The following is a 16565-nucleotide window of genomic DNA, read 5'->3' as shown; positions in this document are numbered from 1 at the left end:
CACCGAACTCGACCAAACCAACCAACCAATCGAAACGAATCCGGCTAATCGACCACGATACTGTCACCACGATACGACAACCCACGTAACCGAACGAGCGACTGTACCGAACTCGACTGTCTCCCGCTGGAGAGGGAGACCATGCCACCTTCCTGCGCACCGATTGCGACCGACTCGCGCCGGCCGTCCCGCCGGCGCGCGCTCGATTTCCGACCGATTCTTTCCGTGAGCCGCCGGAGCCGACGCCTATCGGGACGTTTAACCCCGAGTCCGACGGGCGTTCGAACATGAAGGCCACCGCCAAGGCCCACCCGATTCAGGGCCTCGTGAAGTATCACGGGATGCGAGACACGGAGCGCCGAATGCCGTACCACGACAGCATCAGCGTCTGTACGGCCCCGAGCCACACGAAGACGACAGTCGAGTTCCGCTCCGACGCCGACGAGGACATCTACGTCATCGGCGGCGAGGAAGTCGAGGGCCGCGGCGCGGAGCGCATCCAAGCCGTCGTCGACCGGGTCCGCGAACTGGCCGGGTACGACCACCGCGTCCGACTGGAGAGCGAGAACTCCTTCCCCTCGAACATCGGCTTCGGGTCGTCGGCGTCCGGGTTCGCCGCGGCCGCGATGGCGCTCGCCGAGGCGGCCGGCCTCGACATGACGCGCCCCGAAATCTCGACTATCGCCCGCCGCGGGTCGGCGTCCGCCGCCCGCGCCGTCACGGGCGCGGTCTCGCACCTCTACTCGGGCATGAACGACACCGACTGCCGCTCCGAGCGCATCGAGACCGACCTCGAAGACGACCTGCGCATCGTCGCCGCGCACGTCCCCGCCTACAAGGAGACCGAGCAGGCCCACGCCGAGGCCGCCGACAGTCACATGTTCCAGGCGCGGATGGCCCACATCCACGCCCAGATAGACGACATGCGCGACGCGCTGTACGACGCCGACTTCGACGCCGCCTTCGAACTCGCCGAACACGACTCGCTGTCGCTCGCGGCGACGACGATGACCGGCCCCGCCGGCTGGGTCTACTGGCAACCGCGCACCATCGCCATCTTCAACGCCGTCCGAAAGCTCCGGAACGAGGAAGACGTCCCCGTCTACTTCTCGACCGACACCGGCGCGAGCGTCTACATCAACACGACCGAGGAGCACGTCGACCGCGTCGAAGAGGTCGTCGCCGACTGCGGCGTCGAGACCGACGTGTGGGGCGTCGGCGGCCCCGCCGAGGTACTCGACGAGTCTGAAGCGCTGTTCTGAGCGCGCGGCCGACCGCCGCGCACCGCGCCCGCCGTCACCCTCTTTTCTCTCGCGCCCCAGCGGTCAGTCATGCGTGTCCTGGTTCTCGGTGCCGGGTACGCGGGCCTCACGCTCGCCCGCGACCTCGAACGCCGACTCCCCGCCGACGCCGACCTGACCGTGGTGAACGACTCGCCGCATCACCTCGTCCAACACGAAGTCCACCGCGCGATTCGGCGGCCGGCGGTCGCCGACGCGATTCAGGTCCCTCTCGACGAGGCGCTCGACCGCGCCGAGGTCGTCGTCGACCGCGTGACGGCGGTGGACCGCGACGCGCGGACCGTCGAACTGGCCGCGGGCGACGCCCTCCACTACGACTACTGCGCGGTCTGTCTGGGCGCTGAGACCGCCTACTACGGCATTCCCGGCCTCGAATCGCATTCGGTCCCGCTGAAGCGCGTCGCCGACGCCGAAACCATCCGCAAGCGCTTCTTCGACGACTGCGACGAGGGCGGGACCGTCGTCGTCGGCGGCGCGGGGCTGTCGGGCGTGCAAGTCGCGGGCGAGCTCGCCGCGCTCCGCGACGAGGAGGACGCCCACGCTGATATCGTCCTCGTCGAGCAACTGGACGCCGTCGCGCCGTCGTTCGACGAGTCGTTCCAGCGGGCGGTCCGCGACGAACTCCTCGACAGGGGCGTCGAGATTCGGACCGAGACGACCGTCGAGTCGGTGACGGAGGCGACCGTCCAGACCGACACTGGGAACCTCGACTACGACCTGCTCGTCTGGACCGGCGGCATCGCCGGCGACGAGGCGATGGGCGGCGAGCGGCCCGCCGTCAGGGCGGACCTCCGACTCGACGGGCGGACGTTCGTCGTCGGCGACGCGGCCCGCGCCGTCGACGCCGACGGCGAGCCCGTGCCGGCGAGCGCCTCCGCGGCGCTCCGCGAGGCGAAGACCGTCGCCGGCAACATCGCCGCACAGGTCGAGTTCGAGGCGGACGCCGACGAGAACGAGTTCGCCCCGCGGCCCGACCCCTACCGCTTCGAGGTGCCCGGCTGGATCGTCTCGGTCGGCAACGGCGCGGTCGCGCAGGTCGGCCCGAGCATCTTCCGCGGGAAGGCCGCGAAGGCGATGAAAGCCACGGTCGGGGCGGGACATCTCACCTCCGTCGGGGCGATTTCGCGGGCGGTCGACCTCGTCGACGAGGAACTGCACGCCTGAGGCGTCACCGATAGTCGATACGCCCCGGCCGGCGGTCCGCTCGCGAAAAATGCTATATCCGTTGGCGGAGTATCTCCGTTTATCCGCTACGATACCGGGCACGACCACCGAGACTTCGCGTCCGCGGGCACTCCGCGAGGCGCGACCGCCGAGCGAGACGTTCGATGAACTGGCAGCACACGGCCTACGCCTACCCGATGGTCTTCGCGGCGGTCGTCGCCGCCGTCCTCTCGGCCTACGCGGTCCAGTTCGTCCGCCGCCGGGGGCGAAACCCGATTGTCGTCTCGTTCGCCGTGCTGACGGCCGCCGTCGCCTTCTGGACCGCGACGACGGCGGTCAAACTGCTTCTCGTCGACCCCGACGCGAAACTGCTCGCGTACAAGCTCCTCCACGTCGGCGCGATGACGGCCGCGCCGACGTTCTTCGTCTTCGCCCTCGCGTACACCGGCCGCCGAAAACTGCTCGACCGCTACGTCGTCGCGTCGCTGTACGTCGTCCCGGCGGTGTTCCTCGTCGTCCTCTTTACCAACCCACTGGAACTGGGCTACACCGGCTGGCAGTTGTCGACCGTTGACGGCGTGACGACGGTCTCCGTCACCGACGGCCCGGTGAGCGTGTTCGGCCTCGTCTACGGCTTCGTCCTTCTATTCCTCGGGTTCGGCGTCATCGGCCAGTACGCCCTCGAACTCGACCGCCCCTACCGGACGCAGGCGACGCTCCTCCTCGTCGGGATGGCCGTGCCGTCGGTCGTCGCCGCGCTCGAACTCACCGGCACGCCGCCGCTCGCCGGCGGCGTCAACCTCATCCCCGCCTCGCTCGCGGTTCCCGCGGTGACGTTCGGCATCGCCGTCTACCGCTACAGGCTCCTCGATATCCTCCCGCTCGCCTACGCGACCGCCGGCGCGCACTCGGCCGACGGGCTCGTCGTCCTCGACGCCGACGAAGTCGTCGTCCACGTCAACGACCACGTGCGCCCGCTTTTGGGAACCGGTGGCCCGCTTCTCGGCCGCCCGGCGAGCGAGGCCGTCCCGAACTACGGCGACCTCGCCGGCGACCCCCCATCGTGCGACGCGCTCGTCGAGGGCGGGCGCTACGTCGAACTGACGCGCATCCCGCTCGACCGAGCGGGCGACCCGCTCGGCTGGGTCGTCTCCGTCCGAGACGTGACGCCGCGGAAACGCTACGAACTCGCCTTGGAGTCGAGAAACGACGAGCTGGAGGTGCTCAACCGAATCGTCCGCCACGACATCAGAAACGACATGCAGCTCGTGACGGCGTACATCGACATCGTTCTCGAACACGAACCGCTGTCAGACGAGGCGCGGACCCAGTTGGAGACCGCGCTCCGGCGGGCGCTCAACACCGTGGACCTCACCGACGTGCTCGGACAGCTGATGCGCGCGACGAACGACGACGAGCGCCGCCGCGCCCTCGACGTCGGCGACGCCCTCCACGAGGCCGTCGAAGACGTGCGCGAGGGCTATCCGAACGCGACGTTCGCGGTCGGCGACCTCCCGTCGGCGACGGTGTTCGCCAACGACCTGCTCGACTCCGTGTTCGTGAACGTCCTGAAGAACGCGGTCGTCCACAGCGACCGCGACGAACCGTCGATTGCCATCGCGGCCACCGCGGACGGCGAGCGCGTCACCGTCCGCATCGCCGACGACGGCCCCGGCATCGCCGACGAACAGAAGTCGGTCGTCTTCGGGAAGGGCGCAAAGGGACTCGAAAGCCCCGGCACCGGAACGGGCCTGTACCTCGTCGACACCATCGTCTCGAACTTCGGTGGGACCGTCCGCATCGAAGACAACGAGCCGCGGGGGAGCGTCTTCGTCATCGAACTCCCGCTCGCGACCGTCGAGGCCGCCGACTGAGGCGACCCGTTCGACTTCCGGAACTTCGCCGCCGCTGTCGGCGTCGACCGTAGACGAGGTTTTACCGCCGCCGCGCCAAGAGTGAGCGTGGCACCGTTCGACGCGATTCTCTTCGACCTCGACAACACGCTCTGTACCAACGACCAGAGCGGCGAGACCATCTACGCCGGCGCGTTCGACGCCGCCGGTCTCGACCGCTTCGGCGAGCCGTCGGACCTCTGGGCCGCCCTCGACGGCCCGCCGGACCACGACGACCACGAGGGCTACCTCGCCGACGGCTTCGAGCGCGTCGCGGCGAAACACGACCGCGAGGGCGTCGACGTGCGGGCGCTTGCCCGCGGGTTCGTCGAGACGGTCGACCACTCGGCGGTCTCGTTCAGACCGGGAGCCGAGGCCGCGCTCGCCGCCGCCCGCGACCACGCGTCGGTCGGTCTCGTCACCAACGGCCCCGAGCGTCGGCAATCTATCAAACTCGACGCGCTCGGCATCGCCGACGCGTTCGACGCGGTCGTCTTCGCGGGCGACATGCCGCGTCGAAAGCCCCATTCCGACCCGTTCGAACGGGCGCTCGACGCTCTCGACGCCGAGGCGAACGCGAGCCTCCACGTCGGCGACTCGCTCGAGTTCGACGTGGACGGAGCCCACCGAGCCGGCCTCGACGCCGCGTGGTGCCCGGTCGAAACGGAGGCGGACGGCGCGGGCGGCGCGGACGGCGCGGACGGTCCGGACGCCCCGCGCGCCCCGGACGCCGGGTCGCACGCACCGGCGTACGTCCTCCGGTCGCTGGCCGACTTTCCGGCGATTCTGGACGGCGAGCCGTGACTCGGCTCCCTCGGCGTCGGCGTCGCCATCGACGCCCGGTTCGCGTCCGCTGGACCTTTGTTCGCGTCACCCTTAGAGTGGCTCCATGACCCCCGTCGCGACCGTGCTCGCCCGCGAGTTCCCCGAACGACGCGTCGCGGCGACGGCCCGCGTCCCGAACGGGAACCACAAGCAGACCGCAGTCGCGACGTTCGCCGACGGCGGAGAGGTCGTCGTCCAGACGGCGACCGACGCCGCGGCGCTGGCCCTCGAAGCCGCCCTCTCGCGGGCGGTCCGCGAGCGCACGTCGATTCCGGTCCCCCGCGTCCTCGCGTCGGGCGCGCTCGACGGGTTCGGATACGTCGTCGCCGAGCGCGCCCCGGGCGACGAACTCCACGAGCGGTTCGTCTCGCTCGACGCGACGGCCCAGCGGCGGGTCGCCCGGTCGTTCGGCGTCGGCCTCGGCCAACTCCACGAGCGGTTTTCGTTCGACGGCTACGGTCGGCTCGGTCGGCCGGCCCGCGGGAGACAACGAGCGGACGGGGGCGGCGCGGCCGAGTTCGAGTCGGGACCGGTCCGCGGGTTCGACGCCGTGAGCGCCGACGACAGCGACTGGGGAACGTGGTTCTCCGCCCACGCCCGCGAGGGAATCGCCGCGCTCCCGCCCGCGTTCGACGGGGTCCGAGAGCAGTTGGAGGAAGCCGTCGCGGCCGCCTCGCTTCCCCCGAACCCGCCGGCGCGCCTCTACCCGTGGGACTTCAGACCGGGGAACGCGCTGGTCACCGACGGCCGCGTGACCGCCGTGCTCGACTGGGGACAGCCGATGGCCGCCGCCCCGGGGCTCGCCGTCGCCAAGGTCGAACACCTCGTCGCCGACTGGTACGTCGAAGACGGTGCGCCGCTCCGCCGGGCGTTCCGAGCGGGCTACGAGTCGGTCCGGCCGCTCCCGGCGGTGCCGAGGGCCTATCGGGTCGCCGCAGTCGTCCGCTCGGCCGTCGATTCCGCGGGCGAAGTGACCCGCCCCGGCTACCCAGAACGGACCGGGTCGGCCGCGGTCGACTTCCACCGGGCGCGACTCGACGCGCTGTTGTGACCTCGCGTGGAGTCCCTCGGGGCGTCGCGACCCGTTCGAAGCCGCGCGGTGACTCTCGGTGACACGAACTACTAATTCGGAGTGCGTGGTATGGTCATGCATGGTACGAGAAGACGGCAAGCGAAACTTCGTCCTCGTCGAAGAGGGCGAGGAAACGAGCGTGTTCAGCGGAACGTATCCCCGGCAGGCGGCGCTGAAGGCGGCCCGACGCCTCCACCCCGCCCCCAGCCCCGACGATATCGACGGGAAGGCGATGCTCAGGCTCCGCGAGCGTGGGACCGACCGGGTCCACATCTACGAGGGGTGGGCGTGGACCGAGGCGAAAGACGACGACGCCCCCGAGTGGATGGACGACTACGTCACCCGGGCGAACGTCTCGAAGCAGGGCATCGAGCACCTCGAAGCGTAAGCCGGGGGTTCACGGGTCCGAGGGAACCCGGCGTCGGTCTTCGGTTTTTTCGGGTCGCGTGTCGCTCGCGCGCGTCTCACGTCGAGCGTCGAGCCGACGGCTCAGTCACCGGCCTGCGCCGCCTCGCCGTGACCGCCGCGGCCCTCGTCGCCGACCGAGTCCGAGCGGTGGAGCCAGTAGAGGACGCCGAACAGGCCGGTGGCGAACACGTTCAATACGAGTTTGTAGTCGGCCTCGATGCTCACCTCGGCGATTTGGACGCTCTCGGGCGACGGGATGACCCCCGCGCCGAGGAAGACGAAGTGGACGACGACGCCCGTCAGGACCGCCGCCACGAATATCATCCCCGAGAGGACGGCCGCGAACGTCGTCCCGTAGTACTCGCGGTAGGCGTCCATGATGGGCGGGACGATGAGGTCGGCGTAGATGTAGCTCAGGACGCTCCCGAACGGCAGGCCGTTCGAAAAGAGGACCGCCCCGAACGGGACGTTCCCGACCGAACAGACGAAGGTGGCGACGCCGATGACCGCCCCGAGGACCGCGGTCCAGAAGACGTACACCGGGAGCCCGAACGTCGGTCCCGAGAACACCGAGGTCCACACCGCCTCGGGGATGAAACCGGCGATGAGGCCGGCGAAGACGAAGCCGATGGCGATTTCGTCCCACAGCATCCCCCACTCCTTCCACTGCTTGTCGGCGAGCGCTTTCCACCCCGACAGCGACGTGGCCTGCTCGCGAACCGTCGTGTTGGCCGCCTCGGGGTCGAAGCTCTCCTTGCACGACTTCGAGCAGAAGTAGAACGTCCGCCCGTCGTGTTCGACGCTGTACTCCGTCTCGTCGGGGTCGACTTCCATCCCGCAGACGGGGTCGCGGACGGTCTCGCTTCCCTCGTCTTGGACGTTCTGTCGAGCCCGTTCGACCACCTCGTCGGGCACGACGTAGACGAGGCCGAACGCCATCAGCCCGATGAGCACGAACCCGCCGAGGATGTCGGCCACGAGGAACTGCCAGCCGAGCAGAATCCAGATGACCGCGCCGATTTCGATGACGAGGTTGGTCGAGGCGAACATGAACGCCCCGAGGGTCGCCGCGGCCGACCCGCCCTTCTTGAACAGGTTCTTCGCGGTGGCGATGGCGCTGTAGGAACACGACGAGGAGACGAAGCCGAAAAGCGAGCCGTAGCCGATTTCGCGCGGGCCGTGGCCCGCCAGTAGCTCCGAGACCTCCTCGCCGGAAGTCCACGCCTCCACGCCGCCGGCGATGGCGAAGCCGACGACGAGCGCCCACCACGTCACCCACGCCATGGCCGCGGTGGTCGAAAGCGCCTCTCGGGCGCTCTCGACGAGGAACGTTTCCAGCGGCTGTGTGGTCGTGAACACGCCGAGTCCGACCGTCGCGAGTGCGATGACCGTGAGTATCGCGTATTCGGTCCGGTCCATGTGGTTGTGTATGAGGGGAGCCGTCCCTAACTCGGTTGTGCCTAGGAGAATCGGCCTTTCGTCGGGGCGCGAGTTTGGGTTGTAAAGCCGAGCCAACGGCCGAGTTTAGAACGAAAAACCGAGCGTCGGTGCGACGGCCCCGACGCCCCTCGGAAGGTGAGCGATGCGCGCGATGGCGGGCGGTTCTCTCGAACCCAGCGGAGTAACTTCGCGTGGATTCTATCCCCGCCTCATGCCCTCACGACGGGTTCTTCACGGGGTGCGCACGAATCGATTCCCTGTTTGACTCGCGGGAGGAGGCCGCCCGACGGCGGCGACCCGTTACATGGAAGCAGTTGGAATGATTTTCTCGGTGGGTTCGAGAAAACACCGATTCGGCCGATATCGACGGCGGAGAGCCGTCTCTCGGCTTTTTAATTTCGGCTTCGAAGAACCTAAATTTCGGATGGGCGCTACAGGATTTGAACCCGTGGCAACTTGGTCCGAAGCCAAGCACTCTGTCCAGACTGAGCTAAGCGCCCTGCATCACTTCGTCTGTCGTGGACTGTTTTAAATGGATTGATTCGAGGCGGCGACTCCGCGCGATTTATACCCGACCTCGGAACAATACGGGGTATGTCTCTCGGAGCGCGGGCGCGCGGGTTCGCCGAACTCACCCGACCGGGAAACGCGGTCGCCGCGGGCGTGCTCACGTTCACTGGGGCGTTCGTCGCCGGGGCGTCCCCGAGCGATGCGCTCGTCGTCGTCGCGGCGGTGCTCGCCACCGTGTTCGCCACGGGCGCGGGCAACGCCGTCAACGACTACTTCGACCGCGACATCGACCGCATCAACCGACCGGACCGACCGATTCCCCGCGGCGCGGTGAGCGCCGCCGAGGCCAAGTGGTTCAGCGTCGCGCTGTTCGGCGGCGCGGTCGTCTCTGCGCTCGTCCTCCCGGTCGTCGCCATCGCCATCGCCGTGGTCAACCTCGTCGCGCTCCTCGCGTACACGGAGCTGTTCAAGGGTCTCCCCGGCGTCGGCAACGTCGTCGTCGCCGCGCTCACCGGCTCGACGTTCCTGTTCGGCGGCGCGGCCATCGGCGAGCCGTTGGGCGCGGCCGTCCTCTGCGTGCTCGCCGCGCTGGCGACGCTGACCCGCGAAATCGTCAAGGACGTCGAAGACATCGGCGGCGACAGAGCCGAGGGGCTTCGGACGCTCCCCATCGTCGTCGGCGAGGCGGTATCGCTGTGGCTCGGTGCGGCCGTCCTCGTGGTCGCCGTCGGCGCGAGCGCGGTGCCGTTCGTCTGGGGGGAGTTCGGACTGGCGTACCTCGGCGTGGTCGTCCCCGCCGACGCGCTCATGCTCGTCGCCGCCGCCCGGTCGTTCAGTGACCCGGCCGCGGCCCAGCGTCGACTCAAACACGGGATGTTCCTGGCGGCGTTCGCGTTCATCCTCGGCCGCGCGGCGGCACCGGCAGGAGGGATTTTATAAGTCGTGGGGTCCGTCAGTTCCCGGGGAACACCCCGACGAGCCGGAAGTGTTCGATCCTCCAATCAAAAAGAATATTACCGGCTCACTGTATGGTCGTACTATCCGATGACCCCCGGCGAGCGGAAGCGTCAGGCGAGTGCATTCCTCGGAGCCGACGACATCGAGCCGAGGTACCTGCATGTATAACCTGGGCGCTGATCTCGACGTCGAGGTCGAACCGGGCACGAACCTCCTCCTCGTCGGACCGCCGTTGACCGGCAAGCGCTCGCTGGCGCTCGATATCCTCGCGGCGGGGACTCGAAACGGCGAGGGGTCAGTCATCGTCACGACCAAAGACGGCGCGGACCGCATCCTCACTGACTTCGGCAAACGACTCGACTACGAGGGCAAACCCGTCGCCGTCGTCGACTGCGTCACGAAACAGCAGGGCGTCGGCGAAGTCCGCGACGACGAGCGAATCCGCTACACGTCATCGCCGGTCGACATGACCGGAATCGGAATCAAGCTCTCGGAGATTCTACAGGAGTACTACCAAGACCGCGGGCTCTCGGAGAACCGCATCATGCTCCACTCGCTTTCGACGCTCCTGATGTACGCCGACCTCCAGACCGTCTTCCGGTTCCTCCACGTGTTCACCGGCCGCATCCAGAGCGTGGGCGGCCTCGGCGTGTTCACCATCGACGCCGACGCCCACGACGACCGGACGATGAACACCATCAAACAGCTCTTCGACGGCATCATCACGACCCACGAGGACGCGCCACCGGACATCCGCATCGCGGACCACTAGACGAGGGGTCGCGCCGTCTGCGACTGTGGGACGACGACCGCAGAGACGGCTGACTAACACGGACGGAGTGGGACGGCGGTCGCGCCGCACAGCCGCCTGACGTTTTTATCCGAAGCCGGCCACGTCGTAGGTATGCCCATCACCAGCGATGACGGTATCCGCGCGCTGTTCGACGCCGAGACCGTCGCGGTCGTCGGCTGTTCGGCCACGCCCGGCAAGCCCGCCCACGACGTCCCGGCGTACATCCAGCGACAGGGCTACCGCGTCGTCCCCGTCAACCCGTTCCACGACGAGATTCTCGGCGAGACGGCGTACGACTCGCTCGCCGACGTGGACGAAGACGTCGACCTCGTGGACGTGTTCCGGCCGTCCGAGGAGGCGGGCGACATCGTCGACGCCGCAATCGAGCGCGCTGACGACCGCGGCGACGTGGAGACCGTCTGGCTCCAACTCGGCATCAGCGACGACGACGCGGCCGCCCGCGCCGAGGAGGCGGGGCTCTCGTTCGTTCAGGACCGGTGCTTCAAGGTCGAGCACTCGCGGCTCGCCTGAGAACTCCCGAACCGACGGTTCGGGTGGGGGCGGTGTCCGACCCGTCTTTCGTTATCCCTCCCACGATTCGAAGTCGCCGTAGACGCCCTTCGAGAGGTATCGCTCCGAGGAGTCGGGGAACACCGTGACCACGGCGTCGTGCGGGAGGTCGAGGTCGCCGGCGGCGGCCCGCTCGGCCACGTCGATTGCGGCCAGCGAGTTGGCGGCGGCGCTCGACGCGACGAGGTGGCCCTCCTCCGCGGCGAGGCGTTGCATCTCGGCGTGGGTGTCACGGTCGCCGATTTGGACGATTTCGTCCACCAGTTCGGGGTCGAACAGCTCGTTGGTCGCGGGGTCGTGCGTGCCGATGCCCTCGGTCTTGTACGACGCCTCCGGCACGTCACGGCCGTGGAGTCGGGCGTAGAGCGACCCCTCGGGTTCGACCGCGGTGACGAACGTGTCCTCGTGGCGCTCGCGGCCGTAGCGCGCCAGCCCCATGAGCGTGCCCGCGGTGCCACAGCCGGCGACGAGCGCGCCGACCTCACCGTCGAGGGCGTCGTACACCTCGGGCGCGGTCGTCTCGTAGTGCGCCTCGGGGTTGAGCGGGTTGGAGAACTGCTGGGGGACGACGGCGTCGTCGAGTTCGTCGGCGAGCTTGTGGGCGCGGTCGATAGCGCCACCCATCCCGTCGTCGGTGGGCGTGTTCACCACGTCGGCTCCGAGCGCGCGCATGAGCGTCTGTTTCTCCACGCTGAACCGCTCGGGGACGACGAACACCGCGCGGATGCCGAGCTGGCCGGCCGCGACGGCCAGCCCGATACCGGTGTTGCCGGCGGTCGGCTCGACGATGGTGCCGCCCGCGGGGAGTTCGCCCGATTCGAGCATCCGTTCGAGCATGTACTTCCCGATGCGGTCCTTGATACTCGCGCCCGGGTTGAACGATTCGAGCTTCGCGTAGACGGGTACCTCGTCGGGCGACGCGTGGACTCTGACGAGCGGCGTCTCGCCGATGGTGTCGAGCACCGAGTCGAGGGGGTCGCGGTGCGTGGTCATACGCGGGCAAAAGTTGCCCCAGACCCTGAACGTTTTCATCCCGGTCGGTCTCTCGTCGACGATTGACCCGCGGAAGGGGCGAATGACACCGGTCGAAAGCGCCGTTTTCGAGACAGACAACCGGGCTGTGGCGGGGGACGCGAGCCCGACAGAAGACGAAGAGAAACGGAGAGGACGGTCGGCTTACGCTTCGTCGGTGGCGTCACTCGACGCGTCGGCGGCAGATGCATCGGCGTCTGCGGTCTCGTCGCCGGCCGCGTCTTCTTCGGCCTCGGAGATGTGCGCCTGCGCGATTGCGGCGTCGATGTCGACGCCCTGTTCCTCCGCGACGGCTTCGAGAATCGCCCGCTGTTCGGCGTTCTCGGCTTCGAGCCGGTCGACGCGCGACTTCGTCTCGTTGACCGTCTCGCGGACCTCGACGACCTGCTCGCGCAGTTCGTTGAGCTTCTTGTACACGTCTTCGGCCATCTCTGCGACCTTCTGGAGCTTCTTCGCGGTTCCTCCGAGTGCCATGTGTCGCCTGTCGGACTCGGGGCTTGTACGACTTCCGGTGCGGCGTCGGCGGCCCCGAAAACGCGAGCGCCGAACCCCGGAAGCGACACGCGAGCACCTCAGCCGAGTTCGTTCGGGTCCACCCGGTCGACGAGGATTCGGAGGCCCACGAGCGCGACGACGCCGACGAAGACCAGCCCCGCGACGGCGGCCTTCGCGCCGACGCCCGCGGTCCCGAGCGCCAGTCGCGCGGCCGTGTTCGCGGGGTTCAGGGGCAGAAGCGACGTGCCGGCGAAGACGAGGAGCACGCCGATGGAGTACAGGAGCTGTGCCACCCGGCGGTCGGGCGAGGTAATCGCCACGGCCGCGCCGAGGGTGACGACGACCGCCGAGAGCCCGGCGACCATGCCGAACAGCCACGGCACGCTCTCGATGGCCGTCCCGTTCAGTTGGAGGAGGAGCATCCACGCGATGGCCTGCACCGGGGCCAGTCCGCCGGCCGCGAGGAGCTTCCCGTCTACGACGGCCGCGAAGCTCACGGGCGCGACCCGGAGGAGTTCGAGCGTCCCGCGGGCGACCTCCTCGGCGAGCGAATCGACCACCAGCGACCCGGAGATGAACACGGGCAGGAACAACAGAAGCGGGACGAGCACCGTGTAGGTAAAGCCGAAGTACGGGCTCGACTCCGTCGCCGGCGGGAGAGAAAGCGGGTCCGTGGCGAGGGACGCGCTCCGCTCCGCGCGCTCGGTGCGCTCCAGTTCGCGGAGCGCGTCCCGGAGGCGGACGACGACCGCCGTCGTCTCCACACCCGTATCGGGCGCGACCGCCGCGACTCGTATCCTGCCGTCCTCGCCCGTGGACGCCTCTAAGACGGCATCGACCTCCCGCCCTTGGAACGCCGTCAGCGCGTCCGACGAGGAGGCGTACGGCCGCCCGCTGAGTCCGTCTTCGGTCCCGACGGCGCGGAGCAGGTCCTCGACGGCTTCCTCGTCGCCCGTGACGGCCACGTCGACCTGATAGCTCGCCGCGCCGGGGTCGTACAGCGAGACGAGCCCGACGACGAGGAACGACGAGAACGCCGCGACGAACAGTTGGATAGCCAGCGCCAGCACGATGGTTTTCTCCTTGCGGAGACTGCCGAGTTCGCGGCGGGCGATGGCGAATCGCGGGTTACCCAAGGGCGCTCACCACCCGGAGGTTGTAGGCGAGGTGAATGGCGATTGCGCCCACGAGCGCGACGCCGTAGGCCGAGCGCCCTCGACTCGCTCCGAAGGCGGTCACGCTGGCGGTCACCGCGTGGAGCGCCAGCGGCGCGAGGAACAGGCCGAGGACGGCGAGGACGCCCACACCGGTTCCGTCGGCGATGCCGACGCCGGAGGGCGCGAAGGCGGTCTGCCCGAGGGTGAGCGACTGTAACCCGGCGAGTTGGGCGATGGCGGTGAACTTCTCGCCGACGAAGAAGCCGAGGCCGGAGAGCCCGCCGAGGACGAGCGACGACCGGAGCGTCCGGGAAAACCGCGCCTTCTCGAAGGCGGCGAGGACGTGGAGGCTCTTTGCCAACTCCTCGACGACCGCGACCGCGACGAGAATCATCGGGACGGTCAGGTCCACCGGGAGGACGAACAGCACGGCGATGGCCAGCAGTTCGGCGATGAAGACGAACGGAATCGACAGCGCCGACAGCGTCGCCACGGAGCGCGCCCGCGAGATGCGGCTGTCGAGCGCGTCGAGGAACTTCAGCGGGACCGACCGCTGGGTGAACATGTCCTCTTCGCGGTAGACGCCGACGCCGAGCAGGAACAACACGACCGCGGCGAGGAGAATCGGCCCGACCGAAAACAGGAACTCGCCGAGCGGAATCGACTCGCCGGCGAGGTCGCGGACGACGAGCGTCAACGGCGAGATGAGCGCGATGGGCGTGACGTTCGTGAAGATGGCCGGGACGAACGTGTACGTCGTCAGGAACACGGACACCGTCACCGTGACGAACGTAAGCTCCTTGAACGAGCGGGCGAACATCGCGCCGACGAACGTCGACGCGAGAAACAGCAGGCCGACGGGGACGACTGCGGCCACCGAGACGACGCCCCCGCCGACCGCCGCCGCGATGGCGACGGTAATCGCGACCGTGCCGAGCAGGTACGGAAGCGTCTTGCCGGCGACGATGTCGCCCGGCGAGATGGGCGCGACGAGGAGCAGTTCGCCGCGGCGGTTGATGCGCTCGTTGAGGACGCTCGACCCGTAGGCCTGAATCACGAAGTTCATCGGCACGAGGAAGGCGAAGGCGAGGACGAGCGAGGCGAACGGGAACGGCGGGCTGATGCTCGCCGGCGACCCGCTGGTGTCGCCGCCGAAGAGCCCCGCTATCCCGCCGAGCGACGGGGCGTCCACGCCGCCGTCGTCGGCCGCCGCGGCGTCGGACGCGCTCGGGCCGCCGCCGGCTGTCCCGTCCGCGCCGTCGTCGGTTCCACCGCCGCCCCCTGTTCCGGCGTCGGTTCCGCCGCCGCCAGCAGTCCCGGTGTCGGTTCCGCCGCCGCCAGCAGTCCCGGTGTCGGTTCCGCCGCCGCCAGCAGTCCCGGCGTCGCCGCCGCCACCGCTCGCGCCGCCGTCGACGCGGCTTCCGGTCGGCACCAGCGCGTCGCGCTCGCGGTACTGGAGGTCCACGACGACGGGGAACGCGGCCGACTGGTTCTCCTCGCGGGCCATCTGTCGCTCGTTGTACGACCGGACCGCGTCGCGGAACGCGCTGTAGGCGGCCCGGCCGGTCTGCGTGTCCGCGACCGAGATGTGCGTCTCGCTGACGACGAGTTCGACGTTCGGGTCCGAGACGGGGCGAGCGTCGAGCGCCGACGACTGGTCGACCGCGTCGTAGTAGGGGCTGTCGCCGGCGATGCCGACGCGGTAGAGGTCGCGGTCGAGCGCGACGCCGCCGACCGCCGCCCCGGCCGCGATGCCGCCGGCGACGAGGACGGCGACCAGGCCAATAACGGCGGTTCGGCGGTCGAGCGTCCCCGCCGAGCGCGACACCTCCCAGCGGGCGATGCGGAGGACGGCCCGGGCGTGTGCGACGAGTCGGGTTCGGCGGTCGGTCACGACTGCTCGTTCCCTCCGGCGACGCGGCGTTCGCGCTCGTCGACGGCGGTGGTCCCGCCAGCGCCTCCGCCGCGCCCGCCCTCGGCTTCGCTCGTCGTCGGTGCTTCCCGAGCGAGTCGGAGGAAGATGTCCTCCAGCGACGCCTCGTCGGTTCGGATGTCGGCGACGCGGCCGCCGGCGGCCTCGGCGCGCTCGCGGAGCGACTCGACGGCCGACATCTCGTCGACGACGGCGACGTGGCGCTCCTCGCCGCCGACCTCGTCGTCCGCGGGCAGGGTCTCCGCGAGCGGGACGGTCGTGAAGACCCGGTAGGTCGTCTCGCCGTGTTCCGCGCGAATCTCGGAGACCGTCCCGCGGGCGATGATCTCCCCGCGGTTCATGATGACCACGCGGTCGCAGATGGACTCGACGTGAAAGAGGTTGTGCGCGCTGAAGACGACGGTCTTGTCCTCGTCGCGGAGTTCGCGGACGAACTCCAAGACGACGTTCGTCGTCAGCGGGTCGAGGCCGCTGGCCGGTTCGTCGTAGATGAGCAGGTCGGGGTCGTTGACGAGCGACCGAGCGATGGCGACCTTGCGCTTCATCCCCTTCGACATGTCGCCGAGTCGGCGGTCGCGGTATTCGAGGTCGAGGCGGTCGAGCACCGCGCCGGTGCGCTCGTCGGCCACGTCGCGAGGCACGTCGTAGAGGTCGGCGAAAAATCGGAGGTACGACCGCGCCGTCATGTCCTCGTACAGCGGCGACTCCTCGGGGAGAAAGCCGAGTTTGCGCCGCATCGCCGGCTCCTCGGGGTCGTATCCGAGCACCGACGCCGACCCGCCGGTCGGTTCGACGAGTCCGGCGAGCATCTTCAGCGTCGTCGTCTTCCCCGCCCCGTTGGGGCCGACGATGCCGAACACCTCGCCCGACTCGACCGAGAAGTCGCTTCCCACGACGGCGGGGAAGTCGCCGTAGGTCTTCCGCAGGTTCTCGACCGTAATCATTGTGAGAGTTTCACGCGGGACAGCATAAAAGCGTTCGCGCGGGGTTTCAGGATTGATAGCCGTCCCCTTCGC

The 16565-nt window shown here is 69.0% G+C and carries 15 protein-coding genes and 1 tRNA gene; 9 read left to right on the top strand and 7 right to left on the bottom strand.

What is annotated here, in order from left to right:
* Positions 1 to 287: 287 nt before the first annotated feature.
* From mvaD to ACFQI8_RS09040, 6 genes are all read left to right on the top strand, one after another.
* On the top strand, positions 288 to 1262 hold the full coding sequence (mvaD, locus tag ACFQI8_RS09065; RefSeq protein ID WP_390244035.1) for a phosphomevalonate decarboxylase MvaD: 975 nt from the start codon (positions 288 to 290) through the stop codon (positions 1260 to 1262).
* A gap of 69 nt (positions 1263 to 1331) precedes the next feature.
* On the top strand, positions 1332 to 2465 hold the full coding sequence (locus ACFQI8_RS09060; protein WP_390244034.1) for an NAD(P)/FAD-dependent oxidoreductase: 1134 nt from the start codon (positions 1332 to 1334) through the stop codon (positions 2463 to 2465).
* A gap of 164 nt (positions 2466 to 2629) precedes the next feature.
* The gene (locus tag ACFQI8_RS09055) at positions 2630 to 4339 is read left to right on the top strand and encodes a sensor histidine kinase (RefSeq protein WP_390244033.1); all 1710 of its coding nucleotides are present in this window, start codon (positions 2630 to 2632) and stop codon (positions 4337 to 4339) included.
* A gap of 87 nt (positions 4340 to 4426) precedes the next feature.
* A complete protein-coding gene (locus ACFQI8_RS09050; protein WP_390244032.1) occupies positions 4427 to 5161 on the top strand; it encodes an HAD family hydrolase in 735 nt (244 codons plus the stop codon).
* Positions 5162 to 5246: 85 nt separating this feature from the next.
* Positions 5247 to 6233 carry a phosphotransferase family protein gene (locus tag ACFQI8_RS09045; protein WP_390244031.1) on the top strand — a complete coding sequence of 329 codons (987 nt, stop codon included), beginning with the start codon at positions 5247 to 5249 and terminating at the stop codon, positions 6231 to 6233.
* 100 nt (positions 6234 to 6333) lie between these two features.
* Positions 6334 to 6642: a non-histone chromosomal MC1 family protein gene (locus ACFQI8_RS09040; protein WP_390244030.1), complete on the top strand. Its 309-nt coding sequence runs from the start codon at positions 6334 to 6336 to the stop codon at positions 6640 to 6642.
* Between the two features lie 101 nt (positions 6643 to 6743).
* On the opposite strand, the gene ACFQI8_RS09035 is transcribed toward ACFQI8_RS09040, so the two are convergent.
* Together ACFQI8_RS09035 and ACFQI8_RS09030 are read right to left on the bottom strand one after the other, a co-directional pair.
* Entirely contained in the window at positions 6744 to 8081 is a 1338-nt protein-coding gene (locus ACFQI8_RS09035; RefSeq protein WP_390244029.1) for a permease, read from the bottom strand.
* A gap of 446 nt (positions 8082 to 8527) precedes the next feature.
* Positions 8528 to 8602 (bottom strand) — tRNA-Arg (locus ACFQI8_RS09030).
* A gap of 94 nt (positions 8603 to 8696) precedes the next feature.
* Here ACFQI8_RS09030 and ACFQI8_RS09025 point away from each other — a divergent pair.
* The 3 genes from ACFQI8_RS09025 to ACFQI8_RS09015 all read left to right on the top strand — a co-directional run bounded on the left by ACFQI8_RS09025 (position 8697) and on the right by ACFQI8_RS09015 (position 10893).
* A complete protein-coding gene (locus ACFQI8_RS09025; protein WP_390244028.1) occupies positions 8697 to 9551 on the top strand; it encodes a geranylgeranylglycerol-phosphate geranylgeranyltransferase in 855 nt (284 codons plus the stop codon).
* A gap of 178 nt (positions 9552 to 9729) precedes the next feature.
* Positions 9730 to 10341: an RAD55 family ATPase gene (locus tag ACFQI8_RS09020; RefSeq protein ID WP_390244027.1), complete on the top strand. Its 612-nt coding sequence runs from the start codon at positions 9730 to 9732 to the stop codon at positions 10339 to 10341.
* A gap of 132 nt (positions 10342 to 10473) precedes the next feature.
* Positions 10474 to 10893: a CoA-binding protein gene (locus ACFQI8_RS09015; RefSeq protein ID WP_390244026.1), complete on the top strand. Its 420-nt coding sequence runs from the start codon at positions 10474 to 10476 to the stop codon at positions 10891 to 10893.
* Between the two features lie 51 nt (positions 10894 to 10944).
* Here the strand turns inward: ACFQI8_RS09015 and ACFQI8_RS09010 are convergent, their stop codons facing one another.
* The 5 genes from ACFQI8_RS09010 to ACFQI8_RS08990 form a co-directional block, all read right to left on the bottom strand.
* Positions 10945 to 11925, bottom strand: coding sequence for a PLP-dependent cysteine synthase family protein (locus ACFQI8_RS09010; RefSeq protein ID WP_390244025.1), 981 nt, complete (start codon positions 11923 to 11925; stop codon positions 10945 to 10947).
* A gap of 183 nt (positions 11926 to 12108) precedes the next feature.
* On the bottom strand, positions 12109 to 12438 hold the full coding sequence (locus tag ACFQI8_RS09005) for a DUF5798 family protein (protein ID WP_390244024.1): 330 nt from the start codon (positions 12436 to 12438) through the stop codon (positions 12109 to 12111).
* Positions 12439 to 12536: 98 nt separating this feature from the next.
* A complete protein-coding gene (locus ACFQI8_RS09000; protein WP_390244023.1) occupies positions 12537 to 13595 on the bottom strand; it encodes an ABC transporter permease in 1059 nt (352 codons plus the stop codon).
* Positions 13588 to 15510: an ABC transporter permease family protein gene (locus ACFQI8_RS08995; RefSeq protein ID WP_390244022.1), complete on the bottom strand. Its 1923-nt coding sequence runs from the start codon at positions 15508 to 15510 to the stop codon at positions 13588 to 13590. The genes ACFQI8_RS09000 and ACFQI8_RS08995 overlap by 8 nt, the downstream gene beginning before the upstream one ends.
* Positions 15507 to 16493: an ABC transporter ATP-binding protein gene (locus ACFQI8_RS08990; protein WP_390244021.1), complete on the bottom strand. Its 987-nt coding sequence runs from the start codon at positions 16491 to 16493 to the stop codon at positions 15507 to 15509. Before ACFQI8_RS08990 ends, ACFQI8_RS08995 begins: the two co-directional genes overlap by 4 nt.
* Between the last annotated feature and the right edge of the window lie 72 nt (positions 16494 to 16565).

Source organism: Haloferax chudinovii (assembly GCF_042663345.1).
In the GTDB taxonomy this organism is placed as follows: domain Archaea; phylum Halobacteriota; class Halobacteria; order Halobacteriales; family Haloferacaceae; genus Haloferax; species Haloferax chudinovii.
This window is presented reverse-complemented; position numbering and strand designations above follow the sequence as displayed.

Bases quoted from the DNA above. Each gene is read 5' to 3' on its own strand.
- ACFQI8_RS09025 (WP_390244028.1), top strand. From the start codon at position 8,697: ATGTCTCTCGGAGCGCGGGCGCGCGGGTTCGCCGAACTCACCCGACCG.
- ACFQI8_RS09005 (WP_390244024.1), bottom strand. From the start codon at position 12,438: ATGGCACTCGGAGGAACCGCGAAGAAGCTCCAGAAGGTCGCAGAGATG.
- ACFQI8_RS09055 (WP_390244033.1), top strand. From the start codon at position 2,630: ATGAACTGGCAGCACACGGCCTACGCCTACCCGATGGTCTTCGCGGCG.
- ACFQI8_RS09015 (WP_390244026.1), top strand. From the start codon at position 10,474: ATGCCCATCACCAGCGATGACGGTATCCGCGCGCTGTTCGACGCCGAG.
- ACFQI8_RS09060 (WP_390244034.1), top strand. From the start codon at position 1,332: ATGCGTGTCCTGGTTCTCGGTGCCGGGTACGCGGGCCTCACGCTCGCC.
- ACFQI8_RS09010 (WP_390244025.1), bottom strand. From the start codon at position 11,925: ATGACCACGCACCGCGACCCCCTCGACTCGGTGCTCGACACCATCGGC.
- ACFQI8_RS09045 (WP_390244031.1), top strand. From the start codon at position 5,247: ATGACCCCCGTCGCGACCGTGCTCGCCCGCGAGTTCCCCGAACGACGC.
- ACFQI8_RS09020 (WP_390244027.1), top strand. From the start codon at position 9,730: ATGTATAACCTGGGCGCTGATCTCGACGTCGAGGTCGAACCGGGCACG.
- ACFQI8_RS09040 (WP_390244030.1), top strand. From the start codon at position 6,334: ATGGTACGAGAAGACGGCAAGCGAAACTTCGTCCTCGTCGAAGAGGGC.
- ACFQI8_RS08990 (WP_390244021.1), bottom strand. From the start codon at position 16,493: ATGATTACGGTCGAGAACCTGCGGAAGACCTACGGCGACTTCCCCGCC.
- ACFQI8_RS09035 (WP_390244029.1), bottom strand. From the start codon at position 8,081: ATGGACCGGACCGAATACGCGATACTCACGGTCATCGCACTCGCGACG.
- mvaD (WP_390244035.1), top strand. From the start codon at position 288: ATGAAGGCCACCGCCAAGGCCCACCCGATTCAGGGCCTCGTGAAGTAT.